Genomic DNA, 21,221 nt, shown 5'->3' on the forward strand with positions numbered 1-21,221 from the left:
CTGCGTACCTTTTGTATAATGGGTCAGCGACTTACATTTTGTAGCGAGGTTAACCGTATAGGGGAGCCGTAGGGAAACCGAGTCTTAACTGGGCGTCTAGTTGCAAGGTGTAGACCCGAAACCGGGTGATCTAGCCATGGGCAGGTTGAAGGTTGAGTAACATCAACTGGAGGACCGAACCCACTAACGTTGCAAAGTTAGGGGATGACCTGTGGCTGGGGGTGAAAGGCCAATCAAACTCGGAGATAGCTGGTTCTCCCCGAAAGCTATTTAGGTAGCGCCTCGGACGAATACTACTGGGGGTAGAGCACTGTTTGGGCTAGGGGGTCATCCCGACTTACCAACCCCATGCAAACTCCGAATACCAGTAAGTAATATCCGGGAGACACACGGCGGGTGCTAACGTCCGTCGTGAAGAGGGAAACAACCCAGACCGCCGGCTAAGGTCCCAAAGTTCTGGTTAAGTGGGAAACGATGTGGGAAGGCTCAGACAGCTAGGATGTTGGCTTAGAAGCAGCCATCATTTAAAGAAAGCGTAATAGCTCACTAGTCGAGTCGGCCTGCGCGGAAGATGTAACGGGGCTCAAACCAGGCACCGAAGCCGCGGATTCACGCTAAGCGTGAGTGGTAGGGGAGCGTTCTGTAAGTCTGCGAAGGTGTGTCGAGAGGCATGCTGGAGATATCAGAAGTGCGAATGCTGACGTAAGTAACGATAAAGGGGGTGAAAAGCCTCCTCGCCGGAAGACCAAGGGTTCCTGTCCAACGTTAATCGGGGCAGGGTGAGTCGACCCCTAAGGTGAGGCCGAAAGGCGTAATCGATGGGAAGCAGGTTAATATTCCTGCACGACTTGTAATTGCGATGGGGGGACGGAGAAGGCTAGGTGGGCCAGGCGACGGTTGTCCTGGTGAAAGTGCGTAGGTGGTGTTTCTAGGCAAATCCGGAGACACAACACTGAGACACGAGACGAACGCACTACGGTGCGGAAGCCATTGATGCCCTGCTTCCAGGAAAAGCCTCTAAGCTTCAGATTACAAGTCATCGTACCCCAAACCGACACAGGTGGTCGGGTAGAGAATACCAAGGCGCTTGAGAGAACTCGGGTGAAGGAACTAGGCAAAATAGTACCGTAACTTCGGGAGAAGGTACGCTCTTGTTGGTGAAGTCCCTTGCGGATGGAGCTGACGGGAGTCGCAGTGACCAGATGGCTGGGACTGTTTATCAAAAACACAGCACTCTGCAAACACGAAAGTGGACGTATAGGGTGTGACACCTGCCCGGTGCCGGAAGGTTAATTGATGGGGTTAGCGCAAGCGAAGCTCTTGATCGAAGCCCCGGTAAACGGCGGCCGTAACTATAACGGTCCTAAGGTAGCGAAATTCCTTGTCGGGTAAGTTCCGACCTGCACGAATGGTGTAACCATGGCCATGCTGTCTCCACCCGAGACTCAGTGAAATCGAATTCGCCGTGAAGATGCGGTGTACCCGCGGCTAGACGGAAAGACCCCGTGAACCTTTACTACAGCTTGGCACTGAACATTGAACCTACATGTGTAGGATAGGTGGGAGGCTTTGAAGGCGTGACGCCAGTTGCGCTGGAGCCGTCCTTGAAATACCACCCTTGTATGTTTGATGTTCTAACGCAGGGCCCTGAATCGGGCTCGCGGACAGTGCCTGGTGGGTAGTTTGACTGGGGCGGTCTCCTCCCAAAGAGTAACGGAGGAGCACGAAGGTTGGCTAATCCTGGTCGGACATCAGGAGGTTAGTGCAATGGCATAAGCCAGCTTAACTGCGAGACGGACAGGTCGAGCAGGTACGAAAGTAGGTCATAGTGATCCGGTGGTTCTGAATGGAAGGGCCATCGCTCAACGGATAAAAGGTACTCCGGGGATAACAGGCTGATACCGCCCAAGAGTTCATATCGACGGCGGTGTTTGGCACCTCGATGTCGGCTCATCACATCCTGGGGCTGAAGTCGGTCCCAAGGGTATGGCTGTTCGCCATTTAAAGTGGTACGCGAGCTGGGTTCAGAACGTCGTGAGACAGTTCGGTCCCTATCTGCCGTGGGCGTTGGATGATTGAAGGGAGTTGCTCCTAGTACGAGAGGACCGGAGTGAACGAACCTCTGGTGTTCGGGTTGTCACGCCAGTGGCACTGCCCGGTAGCTAAGTTCGGAATCGATAACCGCTGAAAGCATCTAAGCGGGAAGCGAGCCCTGAGATGAGTCATCCCTGACCCCTTGAGGGTCCTAAAGGGCCGTTGGAGACCACAACGTTGATAGGTGGGGTGTGTAAGCGCGGCGACGTGTTGAGCTAACCCATACTAATTACCCGTGAGGCTTAACCATACAACACCCAAGAAGTGTTCGAAGGCTTGTAGCAGATACCGAGAACGAATAACAAAATCAGCTTTTTCAGATTGAAGATTTTGCCTGGCGGCAATAGCGCAGTGGAACCACCTGACCCCATGCCGAACTCAGAAGTGAAACGCTGTAGCGCCGATGGTAGTGTGGCATTCGCCATGCGAGAGTAGGACACTGCCAGGCACCCAATTGAAGAAGCCCGCTCATTTGAGCGGGCTTTTTTATTGCCTGACATTCAGCCATTTCTGCACAGAATCCCGTGCTATTCCCCCTTTGCTTGCTCCGCAACGGGCAGTGTCATGTTGATTTTGTGTGGCTCCATTTGGGTTTCATTTGGGGCATCTCTCCAGCCCTCGGTCAGCATTTCTCCCCCTCCACTGCTAGCCAATTTCCTGATGGTGCAACAATATGGCCATTCTTTTTGTTGATGATCACTATTGCCCTGGCAGGGGATGACAAGGGCTGCGTGATCTTTAGACTGTGAACTTCATCGACAAGGGAGCTGTGTATGTTGGGGATCCACGATCTGGCGTTGTTTATCCTGTCAGGCCTGCTGTTGAACATGATGCCGGGGCCGGACTCCCTGCTCATCATGCTGCGCAGCGGCTCCCAGGGCTGGCGGGCAGGCTCCATGGCGGCACTGGGGATAGGGACCGGCACCATGGTGCACGTGCTGGCTGCTGCGTTGGGGTTGTCCGCTCTGCTGAGCGCCTCGGCCGAGCTGTTTGCCGTCATCAAGTTGATGGGCGCGCTTTATCTGGTCTATCTCGGCTTATCCATGTTCAGGCAAGGGGGAGGAGGCCGGGTATCGGCTGAAGAGGCTGTGTCCCTGCCTGTGCTCTCCTATGGCCAGATCTTCCGGCAAGGGTTACTGACCAATGTGCTCAACCCCAAGGTGGCCCTGTTCTTCCTTGCCTTTGTGCCCCAGTTCATCGCGCCAGATGCGCCGCAAAAAGCGCTGGCATTCATCGTGCTGGGCTGCATCTTCAATTTCAACGGCATGATCTGGTGCCATCTGCTGGCTTTCTCGACCGCCTATGCGAGCCGCAAGGTGAGGCTGCCTGCAAGGCTGAGTACCTGGCTTAACCGTGTGATGGGGGGGCTGTTTGTGGGGCTTGGCATCAAGCTGGCGGTGGAGTGAGAAGATAAACGTCGTCCATAGAAAAAGGCGTATCCCATTGCTGGGATACGCCTTCGTCTGCACTGCAGCAGGATGACTGAAATCAGTTCATGCCGTAGCGCTTGAGTTTCTTGCGCAGAGTACCGCGGTTGATCCCCATCATCACGGCAGCGCGAGTCTGGTTGCCACGGGTGTACTGCATGATCACGTCCAGCATGGGAGCTTCGACTTCGGAGAGAACCATATCGTACAGATCAATCACTTCCTGACCGTTCAACTGGGCCAGGTAGTTACGCAGGGCCTGTTGCACAGAGTCACGCAGGGGGCGCTGGGTCGGCTCGGCAGCGTGATTGTGAGTAGTTGTTACCAATGCATCAGAAGTCAGGGTTTGTTCGAACATATTCGGTCGGCTCTTTAGTTATGCGTTAACCTAATCCATCGAAATACGCTTCGAGTGCCTCGAGTTGTGCGTCTGCACAATCCAGGGCATTGAAGTGCTTACGGAATTCTCGGCCCGTCTCTTCTTCATCCAGATACCAGCCCACGTGTTTACGGGCAATGCGCGCTCCCAGATATGCACCATAAAACTGGTGCAGGTTGGTTACATGCTCGTTCATCAGGGTGCGAACCTCTTCCCTGTCGGGAGGTGGCAGCTTGGTGCCCGTCTCAAGAAAATGACGGATTTCCCGGAAAATCCAGGGTCGTCCTTGCGCAGCACGGCCGATCATCACGGCATCAACACCGGTATAGTCGAGGACATACCGGGCCTTCTCCGGGCTGTCTATGTCGCCATTGGCGACAACAGGAATCGATACGGCCTGCTTAATCGCCCTGATAGTGTCGTACTCCACTTCGCCCTTGTAGAGACAGGCACGGGTACGACCATGCACGGCGAGGGCCGCGATACCGCAATCTTCGGCGATTCGGGCGATCTCCTCGCCATTGCGGTTATCCGGATCCCATCCTGTGCGGATCTTCAAGGTGACAGGCACGTCCACTGCGTCCACCACGGCCCGGCAGATGGATCTGACTAGGTCGGGTTGGCGCAACAGGGCGGAACCTGCCAGCTTCTTATTCACTTTTTTTGCCGGACATCCCATGTTGATGTCGACGATCTGAGCGCCCTGCTCCACGTTGTAGCGGGCGGCAAACGCCATCATCTCGGGGTCGGCTCCGGCAATCTGGACCGATCGCAAGCCCCCTTCAGCAGAGTGATCCATTCTCATCCGGGTTTTCTGGGTATCCCAGACATCCGGGTTGGCCAGCAGCATCTCGGAAACGGCCATGCCGGCACCCAGCCGCAAACAAAGTTCACGGAATGGTCGGTCTGTTACACCGGCCATGGGAGCCACGATCAGGGGAGTTTCAAGCGTGTGGGGACCTATCTGCATTCCACGGTTACCATCGGCTTAGGGCGGCGTATATTACGCATTTTTTAGTCAGGAGAAAAGGTTAGTATTTGAGCGTCAGCCATTTTTTTCTGAAAAAAACGTCGCGCCAAGGCTTGCAAAATCAGGAGTGCTTGAAAATCGGACAGATTGTCGAAGCGAAGCGGCGGGGCCAATTGGATGAGGGGGACCATTATTTGCCTGTCCCCATCCCGGACGGGTTTGCGTTATGATAGCGAGCTTGTATCGAGCAAAGACTCCAAACAAATTCATTACAAACAGATTGGGGACGTATGACGGCAAGGTTCATCAAATCTCTCTACCCGTGTCTGCTTGGCGCCATGCTGGGCTCGGCCCAGGCTCAGACGGTCAGTTTCAGCGAAGCCTGGAGTCGGGTCATTCAACAGGATGACGGGCTGGCGGCGGAACAGGCCGGGGTGGAGCGGGCGCAACAGCTGCGCGAAGCAGCCAAGGCCATGTATCTGCCCAAGGTGGACGTGGGGGCCAGCTACACCCACCTCGATCAGCCGGTGGAGCTGGACATGATGGACCTCAACCCCATCGCCAGTCATCCTGAGTTCGGCAAGGTACTGGCGCCCCTCATGCAGGCGCTCAAGCTGACGCCCAATGACTTCGTCACCCCCCTCACCAAGCAGAACGTGGTGACCAGCTCGGTCAAGATGCTCTGGCCGCTGTTTACCGGTGGTCGCATCGATGCGGCACAGGACATTCGCCAGGCCCAGGTGAGCGAGGCGCAGCAGTTGCTGGTGCTCAAGCAGCAGTCCACCTTCGAGAGCCTCTCCCAGACCTATTTCGGGGTGGTGCTGGCGGCCCAGGTGGTGCAGACCAAGCAGGAGATCGAACAGGGGCTGGCTCACCACCTGGAGCATGCCAAGAAGTTGGAGGCTCAGGGCCAGATCGCCAGGGTTGAACGTCTCTCCGCCCAATCAGCCTATGATCGGGCCCGTATCGATACCCAGAAGGCGCGTCGCAGCCTGGAGATTGCCCAGCTGGCCCTTGGCCACATGCTCAAGCTCAAGCAGGCGGAGCCCGATACCCAGCTCTTCATCAATCCGCAGATGCCTGAACTCGCAGCCTTCGTGCAGGAGACGCTGGCGGTGCACCCCGGCCTCAAGTTGCTGACGGCCAAGAAGGAGCAGGCGCAGGGGATGATCAAGCTGGAGAAGGGCAAGTACGCCCCCGAGCTGTTCCTGTATGGCAACTACAACCTCTATGAGGATGACTCGCTGGCCTCCAAGACCACCCCGGACTGGCTGGTCGGGGTGGGTGTCAGCATGCCGCTGGTGAGCCGTGACGGCCGCTCCGAGACGGTACAGGCGGCCAAGAGCGCCGAGCTGCAGGTCAATCTGCTGCAGGCCAAGACCCGCCAGGATCTGGAGTTGCTGGTCGAGAAGACCTGGCGCGAGGCGGCGCAGGGGTTGGAGGAGTTCCAGTCGCTCTCTTCCACCCAGGCGCTGGCCGAGGAGAACGTGCTGCTGCGAGACAAGGCATTCGGGCAGGGGCTCTCCACTTCCCTCGATGTGGTGGATGCCCGCAACCAGCTGGCCGGGGTCAAGACCCAGCGCGCCGCTGCCGCTTATCAATACGTCATTTCGCTGGCGCGTCTGCTGGCCCTCTCCGGGCAGATGAACAGTTTCAACCAGTATCAGCACGGGCAGGCGATCGAGGTGAACTCATGATCGCGGCCTGCCTTGCTCCCATTGTCATGTCTGTTTCGACCGCCAAGGGTCGCCCGTTTGCCGAGGTGAATTCATGAGTCATCCCCCCATCAAGAAGAAGATGAGCCAGGGCAAGCCGCTGCTGCTGCCATTGGCGCTGGTGTTGCTGGTCATCTGGCTGGGCTGGCGTTTCTGGCTGGCCTATCAACCCGAGCCGGTGCGTCTGCAGGGGCAGATCGAGGCGCAGCAGTACTCCGTCTCCTCCAAGGTGGCGGGCCGCATCGAGGAGGTGCTGGTGAAGAAGGGGGATCAACTGGCCAAGGATCAGCTGGTGTTCACCCTGGCGAGCCCCGAGATTGAAGCCAAACTGAGCCAGGCCAAGGCGGGCCAGGCCGCGGCCGGCGCCATGGCCGAAGAGGCCGAAAAGGGCGCGCGCGCCCAACAGATTGCCGCCGCCAAGGATCAGTGGCAAAAGGCCAAGGCGGCCGCCTTGCTGCGCGGCAAGACCTACGAGCGCATTGCCAGCCTGCACCGGGATGGCGTGATGCCGCTGCAAAAACGTGATGAGGCCTGGACGGCCTGGCAGGCGGCCAGGTACAGCGAAGGCATGGCCTGGCAACAGTATCAGATGACCCTGGAAGGGGTGCGGGAAGAGACCAAGATCGCGGCCCGCGAGCAGGCCAAGATGGCGGCAGGTTCGGTGGCTGAAGTGGAGGCCTACCTGGCCGACACCCGCATCAATAGCCCGCATGCGGGTGAAGTATCCCAGGTGCTGCTGCGCAGCGGCGAGCTGGCCCCGCAGGGCTTCCCCGTGGTGACCCTGCTCGACATGAGCGATGCCTGGGCCCAGTTCCACGTGCGCGAAGATCTGCTGCCCCGCTTCGCGCTGGGCACCGAGTTCGATGCTCGCATCCCCGGTCTTGGCGAGCAGACGGTGCGTTTCAAGGTGACCCATGTGGCCGTGATGGGGGATTTCGCCACCTGGCGTGCCACCGACACCCGCCAGGGCTTCGACATGAAGAGCTTCCAGGTGGAGGCGCGTCCGCTGCAACCGGTTGAGGGGCTGCGGGTCGGCATGAGCGTGCTGGTTGAGCTCTGATGGGACGCGAATGGCGGTTGTTGTGGCAGGATCCGTTCGGCCGGGCGCTGGCCAGCTGGTTGCCCCTGCTGCTGATGGGGATCCTCTGCTGGATCTTCTCTGCCGGGTTGGCGCGGGATCTCAAGGTCGGTCTGGTGGATCTGGATCAGAGCGTGCTGTCGCGCCAGCTGGCCTATTCGCTGGATGCCTCCGCCGGGCTCAAGGTCGCGCGACAGTTCGACTCCATCGCTGAAGGGGCCAATGCCCTGCGGGGAGGCGACATCTACGCCCTGGTCGTGCTGCCTGACCATCTCGAGCGGGATGCCAGGCAAGGCACCCAGCCGCGGGTCACCGTGTTCAACAACGGCCAGTTCATCCTGATCGCCAAGCTGGTCAACTCGGCGCTGGCCCAGGTGGTGGGAACCCTCAGCGGCCAGGTCGGCGTGCTGACGGCGATGGCCGATGGCAAGGTGCTGCCCGGGGCGCTCGGCCAGGCGGTGCCCATCAACAGTCAGGTGACGGCGCTCTACAACCTCAATGCCAGTTACGCCCAGTTTCTGCTGAGCGCCATCCTGCCTGCGGTGTGGCAGATCCTGGTGGTGCTCTACGGACTCAATGCGCTGGCCCGCACCGACCGGCTGGGACTGGACTGGACTACCAAAGGGGTCTGGTTCGGGCTCTGGCGCACCCTGCTGCCCCACGTGCTGATCGGCTGGGGCTGGGGGCTGCTCTGGATGCTGTTGCTGTTCAAGGGCTTTGCCTATCCCATGCACGGCAGCTGGCTGGTGCTGACGGTGGGGTTGGGGCTGGCCTCGGCCGCCTGCGTCAGCATGGGAGCCTTCTTCTACGCCGTCATTCGGGATCCGGCCCGGGCTCTGTCGCTGGCGGGGGCCTACACGGCGCCGGGGTTCGCCTTTATGGGGGTCACCTTTCCGGTCAGCGCCATGGGGGATTTCGCCCAGTTCTGGCGCAGCCTGCTGCCCATCTCTCACTATGTCGAGCTGCAGATCGGCCAGACCAACTACGGTCAACCGCTGGCGGCAGCGCTGCCGCAGTTCGGCGCCCTGCTGCTGTTTCTGCTGCCCCTGTTGCTGGTCGTGCGCCGCTACCGGGCACAGGCGAGCACGACCCAGTCACAAGAGGAGCTCAAGCCATGATGGGATTCCGGGATCTGCTGCGCCTCGAGCTGCGTACCCTGCTGGCTGACAGGGCCATCATGCTGACCCTGTTTGGCGGCGTCTTCTTCTACTCCTTCCTCTATCCGCAGCCCTATCTGCACCAGTTGCCGCGGGAAGAGGCGGTGGTGGTGGTCAACGAGGATGGCAGCCAGCTCTCCCGTCAGCTGGAGTTCATGGCCGATGCGACGCCGCAGGTAAAACTGGTGGCCCGGGCCAGCTCGCTGGATGAGGCTCGCCAGCGGATGATGGCCGGCGAGGCGAGCGGGATCCTGCACATCCCCAATCACTTCTATCGGGATCTGATGCTGGGCAAGAGCGTGACCCTGAGCTATGCCGGCGATGCTTCCTACTTCCTGGTTTACGGCACCATCGCCGAGGGGCTGGCCCAGGCGGGCGGCACCCTGGCCGCCCAGGTCAAGGTGGCCAGGCTGCTGAGTCACGGCGAGGCGCTGCCGCAGGCAGCCATGGGCTGGAATGCGGTGGCCCTCAACGTACTGCCGGTGTTCAACCCCACCATGGGCTATGTGAACTACGTGGTGCCGGCGGTGTTCGTGCTGATCCTGCATCAGGTGCTGCTGATGGGCACCGGCATCCTGGGGGCGACCCAGAACCAGCGCAGCCAGCGCGGCGAGTCAGGCTATTGGCAGGATGCGCCCGTCCTGCCACTGCTGCTGGCCCGAACTCTGGTGGTGGGGGGGCTGTTCGTGCTGCCGGTGAGCTACTTCTTCGGCTTCTGCTTCGATCACTACGATATCGCGCGCACCGCCGAGCCGGCCGCACTCTGGTTGTTCACCCTGCCGTTCCTGCTGGCCACGACCTGGTTTGGCGTCGCGCTGGGGGCCCTCTTTACCCGGCGCGATCTGCCGACCCAGGTGGTGCTTGTCTCCTCCCTGCCGCTGGTCTTTCTGGCCGGCTTCATCTGGCCGCTGGAACTCATTCCGGCGCCGCTCAACTGGCTGGCTCAGTGGGTACCGAGCACTCCGGCCATCGAGGGTTTTTTGCGTCTCAACCAGATGGGGGCTGAGTTTGCTCAGGTCTCCCACTACTGGTGGCAGTTGTGGGGGCTGGCGCTGCTGTATGGTGCCCTGGCGTGCCTGCTGCTGGGCTGGCGTCAATCCCAGAGGCGAAAGGTTCGCCCGGCCGCGCCGGCGCGGGATGCTGTGAGCGAACCCTCCGCCGGTTAGGTGTTCCCCGACAGCAAAACGGTCAGCCCCAGGGCTGACCGTTTTGCTATGGCGCTGGCTCATGCCCGGCTGAGGCTTGGGTCGCCGATGGCGTAGATCTGGCCTGCTGCCGCCTCGTCGGTCAGCAGACGCAGCCCGCAGGCGGCGACGTCGGCCCGGCGCACCAGACCGTGCATCTCCTTGCCCTGACTCAGCACGGCCGCACCGGTAGCTATGCCATCCTGCAGGCCGGCCGGGCGCAGTATGGTCCACGCCAGCGTGCTGGTCTGCAGCCAGCTCTCCGCCAGGCTCTTGAGCCGCACCTCGTGGCCGAAGGCGGCCCGCGCCCGCTCGGGCAGATATTGCCAGCTGTCGCCACAGCCGAGGGAGGTGACCAGCAGCAGACGCTTGAGTCCGGCTCGCTCCATCTCGTCGATCACCTGGCGGTTGCCCAGATAGTCGACGGGCTCGGCCTGGCGAAAGCTGCCGAGAGTGGAAATGGCCTGTGCCCCTTCACCGGCCAGCCGGCAAGCGGCTGCTACCGCCTGCGGGTCGAGGGCATCCCCGCTGATGACGTCGACGCCCAGCGAGTGCAGCTCGGCGGCCATGTCGGCATGGCGCAGCAGGGCGACGACCCTGTGGCCAAGTTGCAGCGCTTGCTCGGTGAAGGCGCGGCCCAGCCCGCGGCTGGCTCCGAAGATGAGTGTGGTTGGCATGGTGCGGCTCCCTTGAGTGAAAGGGCTAGCCTAGAGGGCGGAAGGGATGTTGTAAATGAGAGTTGTTTTTATTTGTCTGGCAGGAGAGAAAACGGTGAGCCGGAGACACCCGGCTCACGCAGCATCAGCCGTTGTAGTGGCCAATATTGGGACGACGGCTGGGGCCGCTCAGGTGGATATCCACCGGGTTGAACGCCTTGATCGCCTCGAAGCTGAAGTCGCCGATGGCCTGATGCAGGCTCTGGGGGCTGTGGTTGGTGATGAGGATGACGCTTTTTGAGAGGTTGCGGCGACGGCGCAGCAGGTGGCCGAGGAAGCTGGACTGGCTCTCCGCCATCTTGGCACGATTGGCCGCCACCTCGTCGATGATCAGCAGGTCAACCTCTTCCAGGGCGCGCCGGTACTGGTTGCGCTCCTCCTGATCCTGGATGACGTTGAAGAACAGCCGATCAACGATGGAGGCCCACTGCTGGAAGATCACCGACTTCTGGTGGCGTTCGATCAGCTCGTGTGCCACCGCGCCGGCCAGGGTCGACTTGCCGGTGCCGTAGTCGCCATAGATCAGCATGCAGCCACCGCCGCTCTTCTCCCAGTGTTCGAAACCGCTGATGAAGTAGCGGGCCGTCTCGATGGGGTATTGCAGCGCGGGGTCGCCGGCATCCATGCGCTCGAACACCCAGTCTGGGTTGAGGTCGGCCTGGGCGATCAGCTTCTGGATCCGCTCCTGGCGCGCCACCTTCTGCAGTTCGCGCACCTCGGCGTTGGCCTTGGCGTCGTACTCCTTGCGCAGGGTTTCATAGTCGTACTGGCTGCCACCGGTCTGGGCCTGCAGGCGACGAATGCGCTCGAGCAGACCGCTGACATGGCGGCTTAATTCGGGGTCGTGCATCCGTTGCTCCTGCTTGGCCTTGGCGATCTTCCGGCGTTTGGCCTCGATCTCTTCCAGCTCCTGGCGCAGGGGATCGTGCGGATCAGTCATGGAGTGCTCCTTCTGCTCGGTCTGGGTGGGGACTGGGGTCTGATTTTGCCTGCTGGCAGGGACCTTCTTCAATCATTATCCGGCTCCTGGCGCTGCGCGGCCAGCCGCTTGGCCTCTTCGATCATCTCCTGCGCCCGCTTGCTCGGGCCCGCCTCCACCGGCTCCGGGGTGACTTGCTGATAGCCGGTCACGCTCATCGGTTGGCGGCGGGCGTAACGGCGGGTCTTGAGGGCGCGAATGAACTTGAGCATCCACTGGTGCTGGGAGTCGAACACCTCGGGCCGTCCTAGCCAGTAGGCGATGAACTCGCCGAGATCCTCTTCGCTGTAGCTGGCATCGATCACACCGCACAGGCGGGCGAGGGCGGGCAACTCTTCATCCGGGCGCCACTGCAGGTGCATCTGGAAGGGGCGCTCCGGCAGGGGGCTGCGCATCCGCTGGGTCAGCAGCGGCAGCTGGAACGGACACTGATGGTAGTGCTCACTCTCGGTCTGGCTCTCGACCTGCAGCAGGCCGGCCTCCATCAGCTCGTCAAACAGTTCGGTCAGCTGGCGGGCATTGACCTGAAAGGAGAAGCCGCTGGGATCGCCCGGGTCGACCACCGCCAGCGCCCGCCCAAGCTCCGGGTAGTTGAGCCTGGCCAGCTGATTTTCCAGCACCAGCCGACGCAGCTGCAGGGTATAGAGGCTGCGGGCAGGATGGGACAATCTGGGGTGGGCGAGGGCGCTGTATTCGGCTGGGGTCATGGCATGCTTCATCGACGAAATTGAGGGGCATTATCCCCCATGGCGGGGCCGCATACAATTGATGGTGGCTGGGGTGAGATGCAGCAGGGCGGGGGCGTGGCCGATCTCTGCCCGTGCGAGTCGGGGGAGTGGTTGTTTCTCGTATGCTCCCCTTGCTGGGCGAAGCGATGCCCGCAAGGCAAGGCGGGTTTTCGAGCAACCTCATTACCTGCTTTATTTCAAACAGTTGACGGTCTAAATAGCTATCTGGCATAGCTTTAATGGAGATTATTCTATCATCCGATTGGTCAGTGCAGTCGGTTATGGTCTAGGCTTGAAGCTAAATAACTGGTTGACTAATAAGAGCTTTATCAAGATGTCAAAAGCCGGATTACGGATCCTGGTGGTGGAAGACGAGGTCGTTTTTCGCCACTCCTTGGTAAATTATCTCGAGCACGATGGCGCCTGCGTCTTCCAGGCTGAAGACGGTATCGAAGGTCTCTCCGCCGCCGCGCTTTACCACCCCGATGTTGTCTTGTGTGACCTGAACATGCCCAACATGGATGGCCATGAGGTCATTGCCTGTCTCTCTGCCCGCTATCCTCATACCCCTGTCATCGTCATCTCGGCCCAGAGCAAGATGGAGGCGGTCGAACGGGCGCTGCGTGCCGGCGCCCGCGACTTTCTGCTCAAGCCCATCTCGGACTTCGGTCAGGTGCGCCGCAGCATAGAGCAGTGTCTGGCGGCCAACCACGGTTATGGGCAGCAGCTGGAGTTGATGGATCACATGGATTTTTTCCGCGAGCACGACAAGGCGGCGACCCGGTTGCTGGCCTGGTTGAAGCCACCCGGTCTGCAGGAGTGGGGCCCCTGGCAGGTGACCTTCAAGGGGATGGGCAACCTGTTCATTCCCGATACCTTCAAGGTGGATGACAAGCTGCTGGTGCTGGTGATGGAGCTGCCGGTGCTCGGGGTGGATGCGGCGTTTTGCGGAGCCCTGGTGCGCTCCCTGATGAACGGGCCCTATCGCCAGTTTCAGCGCGGCGAGAGCCTGTTGCTGACTCAACCCCATCGGCTGCTCGACTACCTCAATCTGCAGTTGATCGAATCCGGCCTGCGCCACTCGTTTGCCATGGCCGCACTGCTGTTTGATCAGGAGGACGGGCTGGTCTTTGCCAATGCCGGGCTGACCTCGCCCCACTGGCTGGTGCGCTCCGGAGGGCTGCCGCTCGGCCTGCTGCGCACCAGCCATTATGCCTTGCACAGACGCAGTTGGCATGAGCCGTTCGACCTGCAGTTTCGCAGCGACAGTGGCAGCGCTCTGCATGTGCAGGTTCGACATCATTGAAGCCTTGTCAGACGGCTACATACAAAGAGGGCGCCCATGGGCGCCCTCTTTGTTGCTTACAATCTTGACCGCTTAGACGGCGGCAGATTGCAGCTTCTTGTCGTGTTCCTGCGGCTCTTTGGCCGGGCCTTCGGCACCGTGCATCCAGTAGACCAGGCGGTTGGCCATGGTCAGCAGGATCAGGGCGCTGATGACGGCTGCCAGCGCGATGCCACCGAAGATGGCCATGGCACCGGACTCGCCGACGAAGGAGCCGATGAAGCCGGCGGCATAGTTGGCGAGAGCCACGAAGCCGAACCAGGCACCCATCATCAGGGAGGCCAGACGCAGTGGAGCCAGCTTGGTCACCATGGAGAGGCCGATCGGGGAGAGGCAGAGCTCGCCCAGAGTGTGGAACAGGTAGGCGCCGACCAGCCAGAACATGGAGGTCTTGACGGCCTGATCACCACCTTGCTCCAGCACGGCACCGATCATGAACAGGAAGCCGATGGCCAGGAACAGCAGACCCATGGCGAACTTCACCGGGGAGTTCGGCTCTTTCTTGCCGAGCTTGATCCAGATGGCGGCCACGATGGGCGCCAGGGTGATGATGAAGAAGGGGTTCAGGGACTGGAACCAGGCGGTCGGTACTTCGAAGCTGCCGATCATGCGGTCGGTATACTCCTGTGCGTACAGGTTCATCAGACCGCCAGCCTGCTCGAAGCCGGCCCAGAAGATGATGGTGAACAGACCCAGCACCAGGATGACCTTGATGCGATCCACTTCCTGCTTGGTCAGCGGAGCCTTCTGCTCTTTGGAGCGCTGCTCGGCGGCGCGCTGGGCGGCCGGCACGCGGCCGATATCACCGAGGAAACGCTGGGCCATGGTGGCCTGTACTACCAGAGAGAGCAGCATGCCGATACCGGCGCTGACGAAGGCGGCTTGCCAGCCGTAGGCGGTGGCGGCTGCGCCACAGATCACGCCGGCCAGCAGGGAGCCCAGGTTGATGCCCATGTAGAAGATGGTGAAGGCACCGTCGCGACGGTGGTCACCTTCCTGATACAGATCACCCACCATGGTGGAGATGTTCGGTTTGAACAGACCGTTACCCACGATCAGCAAGCCAAGACCTGAATAGAACACTGTGTTGACCATGTCCGGGAACATGGCGTGAGGCAGGGCCAGCGTGAACTGGCCGGCGGCCATCAACACGGCACCGAACAGGATGGCGCGACGCTGACCCAGGAAGGTATCAGCCAACCAGCCGCCGATGATCGGGGTGATGTAGACCAGACCGGTATAGATGCCGTACAGCTTGAGGGCATCGGCCTGAGTCCAGCCCATCCCGCCGTTGGCAGTCATGTCAGTCAGATAGAGCACGAGCACGGCACGCATGCCGTAGTAGGAGAATCTCTCCCACAGTTCGGTACTAAAGAGCAAAAAAAGCCCTTTAGGGTGACCTAAAAAGGTCCCTTTGGACGGATTATTCATTGGAACTTCCACCTGTGTCTTATATTTTTTTAGAAATTTTATGCAAGGGCTAGGAACAAGCCTTAATCCTTATAGAACAAGCGTGATTAAATTACAATATTATGATTTAGCGATATTTTATCTATCAATGGTTGAATATTTGTTTATAAAATGAAAAAGGGCATCGAATGATGCCCAGTATAATATTCTTTCGTTTGGTTAAAAAATCAGCGATTACAGCTGCTTGGCAAACTGCTTCAGCCAATTGATAAATTCACCGTTCAGCTCCGGATGGCGCGCGGCATATTCCACGTTGGCTTTCATGTAACCCAGCTTGCTGCCGCAGTCGTGGCTGCGGCCTTTCATGAAGTAGGCGTTGACCTGCTCCTGTTCCATCAGCATGGCGATGGCGTCGGTCAGCTGGATCTCGTCACCGGCACCGGCGGGGGTGCGTTCCAGCAGCGGCCAGATGTTGGAAGAGAGCACGTAACGGCCGACCACCGCCAGATTGGAGGGGGCCTCATCGCGAGGCGGCTTCTCGACAATGGCCTGCATCGGCAGGGACATGCCCTCGCTCAGCGCCTCCCCCTTGATGTCGGCGATACCGTATTTGTCCACTTCGCTCTCGGGGACGGCTTCCACCATGATCTGGCTGATGTGGTTCTCTTCGAACATGTGCACCATCTCGGCCAGATTGTCCTGCTTGAGATCGCTGGCTACCTCGTCGATCAGCACGTCCGGCAGCAGCACCGCAAACGGGTTGTCGCCGATCAGCGGGCGGGCGCAGAGTACCGCGTGACCCAGCCCTTTGGCTTCACCCTGACGCACGTGCATGATGGTGACGTCTTTCGGGCAGATGTGTTGCACCTCTTCCAGCAGCTGACGCTTGACCCGTTTTTCCAGGGTGGCTTCCAGCTCGAAGCTCTTGTCGAAGTGGTTCTCGATGGAGTTCTTGCTCGAGTGGGTAACCAGGATGATCTCTTTGATGCCGGCCGCGATAGCCTCGCGCACCACATACTGGATCAGTGGCTTGTCGACGACGGGCAGCATCTCCTTGGGGATGGCCTTGGTGGCGGGGAGCATGCGGGTACCCAGGCCGGCGACGGGGAGAACAGCCTTGCGGACCACAAGAGGATTATTTTTCATGGATCAGTTCCAAAGGATACAAAGTGGGCCCATGATACCCGAAGAAAAATAGGGCAGCCACAGGCTGCCCCCAGAATGGAAGTGGTGGAAACCGGTTACTTGACGATAATCATGTCCCGATTTGCTTCCAGCGTGGCCGGCCCGATACCGCTGACATCGGCAAGCTGGTCAACAGTGGTGAACTTGCCCTGTTTCTCGCGATAATCGACGATGGCCTGTGCCTTCTTCTCGCCGATGCCCTTGAGTGCAGTCAACTCGTTGATACTGGCGGTATTCAGGTTCACCTTGCCACTCTCCTTGGCGGTGGCAACCGTGGTGGCCGGTTTGGCGGCGGGCTTGTCGGCGGCCAGCAGGGGCTGGCTGAGCAGCGGCAGGCAGCTCAGCAGCAAGGTGGCGGTCAGGGTCTTGTAGTTCATGGCGTCACGTCCTTGTGTTGTGGGTTTCGCTATTGAGGATTAGTCGAGTCGCGCCACTTTTGGTCTGTCATATCTGACACTGTATAAGTCAGAGCTAACGGCTATAAGCCTCCTCTATCCAAAATGGGTACACTGCTCCAACCATTTGACCAGGATGTCTTTTTCCATGTTTTTTCCCGCAATCTCCGAGCTGGAGCCCATCGCCCGTGCCGCCGGTGAGGTCATCATGGCCATCTACAGTCAGCCCTTTGCGGTGGAGTACAAGGGGGACGAGAGTCCGCTGACTGCCGCCGACAAGGGGGCACACGAGCTGATTGTCGCGGCGCTGGCCCGGCTCACCCCCGACATTCCCGTGCTGTCGGAAGAGTCCTCCCCCGAGGTGATGGCGGCGCGACTCGGCTGGTCCCGCTATTGGCTGGTGGATCCGCTCGATGGCACCAAGGAGTTCATCTCCCGCAACGGCGAGTTCACCGTCAATATCGCGCTGATCGAGCATGGCCAGCCACTGTGGGGTCTGGTCTATGCCCCCGTGCTGGACAGGCTCTGGTATGGCGGCAAGGGGGTGGGGGCCTCGCGCATTGCCGATGGCAAGCGTGAGTCTATCCAGACCCGGCTTCATCAGGAAGGCACTCCCTGGCGAGTGGTGGGCAGCCGCAATCACCTGTCACAGGAGACCCTTGATTACCTGGCGCGCTTTGGTGACATGGCGGGGGGGGAAATTGAGCTGGTCTCCATGGGCAGTTCGCTCAAGTTCTGCATCATCGCCGAGGGGGGCGCCGAGCTCTATCCACGCCTCGCCCCGACCTGCGAGTGGGATACGGGGGCGGCGCAGGCGGTACTGGAAGGGGCTGGCGGCAGCGTCACCCAGCTGGATGGTTCGCCGCTGCGCTACAACAAGCCCGACATCCTCAACCCCTGGTTCGTGGCCAAGGCATAAACGGGACGGTGGAATGCAAAAAGGCCGGACGGGAGTGAGTCTCCAGTCCGGCCTTTTTATTTCTCTACTGCCCTTGGCTCAGAAGACCTTCTTGAACGGCTTGATGGTCACCTTGGCATAGACCCCGGCCGCCACATAGGGATCGGCATCGGCCCAAGCCTTGGCATCTGCCTGGCTGGCGAACTCGGCGATGACGGTGCTGCCGGTAAAGCCGGCATCGGCCGGATCCTCGGCATCGATGGCCGGGTTGGGGCCGGCGGTGAGCAGCCGTCCCTCATCCTGCAGCGCCTGTAGCCTGGCCAGATGGGCCGGGCGCGCCTGCTTGCGCAGCGGCAGGCTGCCCTGAACATCTTCGGAGTAGATGAGATACCACATGAGAGGATCCTTTTCTGATGGCGGTTATTTTTTCAGTTCGTCTTCTTGTTTGGTCAGCTGCTCGGCAGGCAGGTGGCGATAGAGATAGACACCACTCAGCAGGGTGAACACCAGGGTCATGCCAAGCAGACCGAACACCTTGAAGTTGACCCACACCTCCTGCGGCAGGTTGAAGGCCACATAGAGGTTGAGCAGGCCGCAGACGGTGAAGAAGCCGACCCAGCCGAGATTGACCCGATCCCAGACGGGATCCGGCGCCTGCAGCTCCTTGCCCAGCATCTGCTTTATGAGGTTCTTGCCAAAGCCGTAGCGGCTGATGAGCAGGCCCAGCGCGAATAGTACGTTGATGACGGTCACTTTCCATTTGATGAAGGTGTCGTCGTGGAAGATGACGGTCAGGCCGCCAAAGAAGCCGACCAGCAGGAAGGTGAACAGCTGCATCTTCTCGACCTTGCGATAGCGAACCCAGCTGTAGGCGAGCTGCAGACCGGTCACCACCACCAAGGCGCCGGTGGCCATGTAGATGTCGTAGAACTTGTAGACCGCAAAGAAAACGATAAGGGGAATAAATTCAATAAATTGCTTCATGTCTGGCTCGTCGCCCTCAAGAGTGGAACGCAAAATTTCATCCAGTGTACCTGCCCGATGGGCAACGGCAAATGAATAAGACCGCTCATTCGCCAGCCAGTTCCTCAGCCAAATAGCTCCCCTGCGATCTCATCGCCCAACCGTTTCTGATCTGCCAGCAGCTCGCGAATATGTCGCTCCTCGATGTGGGGATTGAGCAGTACGGCCCGCAACAGGGTGAGCGGTTGGGTACCGTAGCGACCCACGGCCCGCTGGGTGCGGGAGACAAAACTGTGCCCTTCGGCGCGTTGGGCCTTTTGCAGCGCGACGTTGAAGGCATTGACCTGTTCGTTGGCGGCTTCGTCCAGCACTTTGCCCTGCAGATGAGGGGGGATGCAGCGATAGGAGAGCAGGTTCATCACCGGGGCCGACATCAGTTCGAAGGCCGGATCCTGGTCGATGAGGCTGGCCATCAGGCGGGCCCGGTCGTAGTTGGCCTCGATGAGCTCGGCATAACCCTGCTGGCCGAACAGCTGGAAGGCGGCATCCAGATAGAGGGCGTTGGCCGGGCGGGTTCCCTCCAGGGTGAAGCGCCCCTGATCAAAAGAGCTGGCGCGGATGGCGTAGGGGGCCTCCCGCTTGACTACCATCATCAGGTCCGGCTGGCGGCAGAGCAGCATGCCGGTACCGAGCGGTACCAGCAGTTGCTTGTGGCCATCCAGGGTGACGGTGTCGGCGTGCTCGATCCCCGCCAGCAGCCCCTGATAACGGGGCGAAAAGAGGGTCGGGCCACCCCAGGCGGCATCCACGTGGAAGTGGATCTGCTCGCGAGCGGCGATGGCTGCCAGCTCAGGCAGCGGATCGATGGAGCCGAAATCGGTGCTGCCGGCCACACCGACCAGAGCCAGCACCTTGAGCTTCTGCTCCTTGCACTGGGCCAACGCTTGCTCCAGCGCGGCCAGACTGAGCCGGTTATGCTGGTCGGTCTCGAGACGCCAGACGCTGCGCGCCCCCAGCCCCAGCAGATCCATCCCCTTGTCGAAGGAGTAGTGCATCAGCCGCGAGCCCAGGATGACGGCGCCGCGATACCCCTGCTCATAGAGGGCGAACAGGTTGTCGCCGCAGGCGCGGTTGCGGGCCAGCCAGAGGGCGGTGACGTTGGCGATGGTGCCACCGCTGGTCATGACGCCGAGCGCCGCATCCTTGGCATGCATATGGGTGCCGTAGAAGGACTCGTCGGCGCGATAGACGAGGCGGTGCAGCTTGGCCAGCACCTCTCGCTCCAGAAAGCTGAGCAGACGGGAGGACTCCATCTTCATCGGGTTCTGGTTGAGCATCACCACCAGACGGGAGAGCTCGGCGGTGAAGGCCGGCAATGGTGCCGTCATATGGCCCATGTAGCGTGGCGAGGTCAGGTGGGAGGCGCCGGGCACCAGGGTTGCCAGCCTGGTCAGGTAGTCCGCCATGGCGAGCCCCGCTTCCGGCATGCCCGATTGTTCAAGCTGGTGGGTGAACTGGTCGCGCTGATAGGGAGCCTGACTGTCATCCGAGTGGTGGAAGGTCTCCAGCAGATCCGTCATGGCCTGGCCAAAGGCCGGATCCGGTTGTGCAAACAGCTCAGTCAACTTCATCAGGTTCTCCAGACCGGGTTGCCGGGGAGTCGGGGGTGAACAAGGGGCGGCAACAGCTAAGTGGGCATCGGCCGCAGAGCATACACCAAAGGTCAACGGCTGACAGCCATGTGCGCGGTGGGGAAACATCGCAAATGGGGACGGCTCATCTTTAAGCTAACACTTGTACTCTGAAATGACGGCAGCTAGAGTGAGCGCAGTTTGGGCAGGAGTATGCAATGAGCAGTGTGACGGATTATTCGCCTCGCGAGGAGCTGGCCAACCGCCTCAGCCACGGGCTGGGGCTGGTGCTGGGGATCCTGGGGTTGGTGTTGTTGTTGAACAAGGGCTGGGCGCAGGGCACCCAGGCACTGATCAGTTATAGCCTCTATGGTGGCAGCCTGGTGCTGCTCTATCTGGCCTCGACCCTCTATCACAGCATGGCGGAGGGGCCGGCCAGGCGCTGGTGCAAGGTGTTTGATCACTGCGCCATCTATCTGCTGATCGCCGGCACCTATACCCCTTTTCTGCTGGTAGCGCTCGACACGCCGCTGGCACAGGGGCTGATGGTGGTGATCTGGGGGCTGGCGCTGGCGGGGGTGGTGTTCAAGCTGCTGTTCATCAACCGCTTCAAGAAGCTGTCGCTGTTTACCTACCTGATGCTGGGCTGGCTGTCGCTGCTGGTGGTCTATCAGCTTTACATCCATCTGGAGGGGGAAGGCTTGCTGCTACTCGGGCTGGGTGGTCTCATCTACAGCCTGGGGGTGATCTTCTATGTGGCCAAGCGCATCCCCTACAACCATGCCATCTGGCATCTGTTCGTGCTGGGGGGCAGTGTTTGTCACTTTATGGCCATTTATGGTTACGTCGCATAACTAGCCCTTAATTGGTATTTTTTGCCGCGCAAAAGGATAAATTCGTGCGGTATCACACAGTTGACCGCGGCGTTTGCTGACAAGCTAGGGACAGTTCAATTCGCAAAGGATGC

Annotated in this window: 19 protein-coding genes and 2 rRNA genes (1 of these 21 running past the window's edge); 10 read left to right on the forward strand and 11 right to left on the reverse strand. The window is 60.1% G+C overall.

The window, feature by feature from the left end; translation table 11 throughout:
* The 3 genes from I6L38_RS00975 to I6L38_RS00985 all read left to right on the forward strand — a co-directional run.
* Nucleotides 1-2,344, forward strand: a 23S ribosomal RNA gene (locus I6L38_RS00975); it begins 545 nt to the left of the window's first position.
* An 83-nt stretch (nucleotides 2,345-2,427) separates the two neighbouring features.
* A 5S ribosomal RNA gene (rrf, locus tag I6L38_RS00980) occupies nucleotides 2,428-2,542 on the forward strand.
* A gap of 325 nt (nucleotides 2,543-2,867) precedes the next feature.
* Nucleotides 2,868-3,500 (forward strand): LysE family translocator, encoded by a 633-nt coding sequence (locus I6L38_RS00985; protein ID WP_201882996.1) that lies wholly within the window; start codon nucleotides 2,868-2,870, stop codon nucleotides 3,498-3,500.
* Nucleotides 3,501-3,582: 82 nt separating this feature from the next.
* Here the strand turns inward: I6L38_RS00985 and fis are convergent, their stop codons facing one another.
* Both fis and dusB read right to left on the reverse strand, forming a co-directional pair.
* On the reverse strand, nucleotides 3,583-3,879 hold the full coding sequence (gene fis / locus I6L38_RS00990) for a DNA-binding transcriptional regulator Fis (protein ID WP_005309538.1): 297 nt from the start codon (nucleotides 3,877-3,879) through the stop codon (nucleotides 3,583-3,585).
* A gap of 25 nt (nucleotides 3,880-3,904) precedes the next feature.
* Entirely contained in the window at nucleotides 3,905-4,870 is a 966-nt protein-coding gene (gene dusB / locus I6L38_RS00995) for a tRNA dihydrouridine synthase DusB (RefSeq protein ID WP_043171745.1), read from the reverse strand.
* Nucleotides 4,871-5,208: 338 nt separating this feature from the next.
* Between dusB and I6L38_RS01000 the strand changes: the two genes are divergently transcribed.
* The 4 genes from I6L38_RS01000 to I6L38_RS01015 all read left to right on the forward strand — a co-directional run bounded on the left by I6L38_RS01000 (nucleotide 5,209) and on the right by I6L38_RS01015 (nucleotide 9,986).
* The gene (locus tag I6L38_RS01000; RefSeq protein ID WP_017783355.1) at nucleotides 5,209-6,567 is read left to right on the forward strand and encodes a TolC family protein; all 1,359 of its coding nucleotides are present in this window, start codon (nucleotides 5,209-5,211) and stop codon (nucleotides 6,565-6,567) included.
* 73 nt (nucleotides 6,568-6,640) lie between these two features.
* Nucleotides 6,641-7,645, forward strand: coding sequence for an HlyD family secretion protein (locus tag I6L38_RS01005; protein ID WP_216989020.1), 1,005 nt, complete (start codon nucleotides 6,641-6,643; stop codon nucleotides 7,643-7,645).
* Nucleotides 7,645-8,781, forward strand: a complete 1,137-nt coding sequence (locus I6L38_RS01010) for an ABC transporter permease (protein ID WP_043171746.1) — start codon at nucleotides 7,645-7,647, stop codon at nucleotides 8,779-8,781. The genes I6L38_RS01005 and I6L38_RS01010 overlap by 1 nt, the downstream gene beginning before the upstream one ends.
* The gene (locus I6L38_RS01015; RefSeq protein ID WP_017785922.1) at nucleotides 8,778-9,986 is read left to right on the forward strand and encodes an ABC transporter permease; all 1,209 of its coding nucleotides are present in this window, start codon (nucleotides 8,778-8,780) and stop codon (nucleotides 9,984-9,986) included. Before I6L38_RS01010 ends, I6L38_RS01015 begins: the two co-directional genes overlap by 4 nt.
* A gap of 59 nt (nucleotides 9,987-10,045) precedes the next feature.
* On the opposite strand, the gene I6L38_RS01020 is transcribed toward I6L38_RS01015, so the two are convergent.
* The 3 genes from I6L38_RS01020 to I6L38_RS01030 form a co-directional block, all read right to left on the reverse strand.
* Nucleotides 10,046-10,681 (reverse strand): SDR family oxidoreductase, encoded by a 636-nt coding sequence (locus I6L38_RS01020; RefSeq protein WP_216989021.1) that lies wholly within the window; start codon nucleotides 10,679-10,681, stop codon nucleotides 10,046-10,048.
* A 124-nt stretch (nucleotides 10,682-10,805) separates the two neighbouring features.
* Nucleotides 10,806-11,660, reverse strand: coding sequence for a DnaA/Hda family protein (locus tag I6L38_RS01025; protein ID WP_005309562.1), 855 nt, complete (start codon nucleotides 11,658-11,660; stop codon nucleotides 10,806-10,808).
* A gap of 68 nt (nucleotides 11,661-11,728) precedes the next feature.
* The gene (locus tag I6L38_RS01030; RefSeq protein WP_043171750.1) at nucleotides 11,729-12,406 is read right to left on the reverse strand and encodes a DnaT-like ssDNA-binding domain-containing protein; all 678 of its coding nucleotides are present in this window, start codon (nucleotides 12,404-12,406) and stop codon (nucleotides 11,729-11,731) included.
* Nucleotides 12,407-12,761: 355 nt separating this feature from the next.
* Here I6L38_RS01030 and I6L38_RS01035 point away from each other — a divergent pair, with 355 nt between their 5' ends.
* Nucleotides 12,762-13,733: a response regulator gene (locus I6L38_RS01035; RefSeq protein WP_005309570.1), complete on the forward strand. Its 972-nt coding sequence runs from the start codon at nucleotides 12,762-12,764 to the stop codon at nucleotides 13,731-13,733.
* 72 nt (nucleotides 13,734-13,805) lie between these two features.
* On the opposite strand, the gene I6L38_RS01040 is transcribed toward I6L38_RS01035, so the two are convergent.
* From I6L38_RS01040 to I6L38_RS01050, 3 genes are all read right to left on the reverse strand, one after another.
* Nucleotides 13,806-15,203 carry a peptide MFS transporter gene (locus I6L38_RS01040; RefSeq protein WP_026459194.1) on the reverse strand — a complete coding sequence of 466 codons (1,398 nt, stop codon included), beginning with the start codon at nucleotides 15,201-15,203 and terminating at the stop codon, nucleotides 13,806-13,808.
* 213 nt (nucleotides 15,204-15,416) lie between these two features.
* Nucleotides 15,417-16,328, reverse strand: coding sequence for a UTP--glucose-1-phosphate uridylyltransferase GalU (gene galU, locus I6L38_RS01045; RefSeq protein ID WP_043171881.1), 912 nt, complete (start codon nucleotides 16,326-16,328; stop codon nucleotides 15,417-15,419).
* A gap of 95 nt (nucleotides 16,329-16,423) precedes the next feature.
* Nucleotides 16,424-16,744, reverse strand: coding sequence for a ComEA family DNA-binding protein (locus tag I6L38_RS01050; RefSeq protein ID WP_005309580.1), 321 nt, complete (start codon nucleotides 16,742-16,744; stop codon nucleotides 16,424-16,426).
* A gap of 166 nt (nucleotides 16,745-16,910) precedes the next feature.
* Here I6L38_RS01050 and cysQ point away from each other — a divergent pair, with 166 nt between their 5' ends.
* Complete coding sequence (gene cysQ, locus I6L38_RS01055; RefSeq protein ID WP_043171882.1) at nucleotides 16,911-17,681, forward strand: 3'(2'),5'-bisphosphate nucleotidase CysQ; 771 nt, start codon at nucleotides 16,911-16,913, stop codon at nucleotides 17,679-17,681.
* 78 nt (nucleotides 17,682-17,759) lie between these two features.
* Here cysQ and I6L38_RS01060 read toward each other — a convergent pair whose 3' ends face one another.
* The 3 genes from I6L38_RS01060 to I6L38_RS01070 form a co-directional block, all read right to left on the reverse strand.
* Nucleotides 17,760-18,056: a YciI family protein gene (locus tag I6L38_RS01060; RefSeq protein ID WP_005309589.1), complete on the reverse strand. Its 297-nt coding sequence runs from the start codon at nucleotides 18,054-18,056 to the stop codon at nucleotides 17,760-17,762.
* A 24-nt stretch (nucleotides 18,057-18,080) separates the two neighbouring features.
* Nucleotides 18,081-18,644: a septation protein A gene (locus I6L38_RS01065; protein WP_005309592.1), complete on the reverse strand. Its 564-nt coding sequence runs from the start codon at nucleotides 18,642-18,644 to the stop codon at nucleotides 18,081-18,083.
* A 104-nt stretch (nucleotides 18,645-18,748) separates the two neighbouring features.
* A complete protein-coding gene (locus tag I6L38_RS01070; protein ID WP_043171883.1) occupies nucleotides 18,749-20,254 on the reverse strand; it encodes a pyridoxal-dependent decarboxylase in 1,506 nt (501 codons plus the stop codon).
* 218 nt (nucleotides 20,255-20,472) lie between these two features.
* On the opposite strand from I6L38_RS01070, the gene I6L38_RS01075 reads away from it, so the two are divergent.
* Complete coding sequence (locus tag I6L38_RS01075; RefSeq protein ID WP_010636289.1) at nucleotides 20,473-21,108, forward strand: hemolysin III family protein; 636 nt, start codon at nucleotides 20,473-20,475, stop codon at nucleotides 21,106-21,108.
* Nucleotides 21,109-21,221: the final 113 nt, after the last annotated feature.

The organism is Aeromonas sp. FDAARGOS 1408 (assembly GCF_019048665.1).
Lineage (GTDB): Bacteria > Pseudomonadota > Gammaproteobacteria > Enterobacterales > Aeromonadaceae > Aeromonas > Aeromonas dhakensis.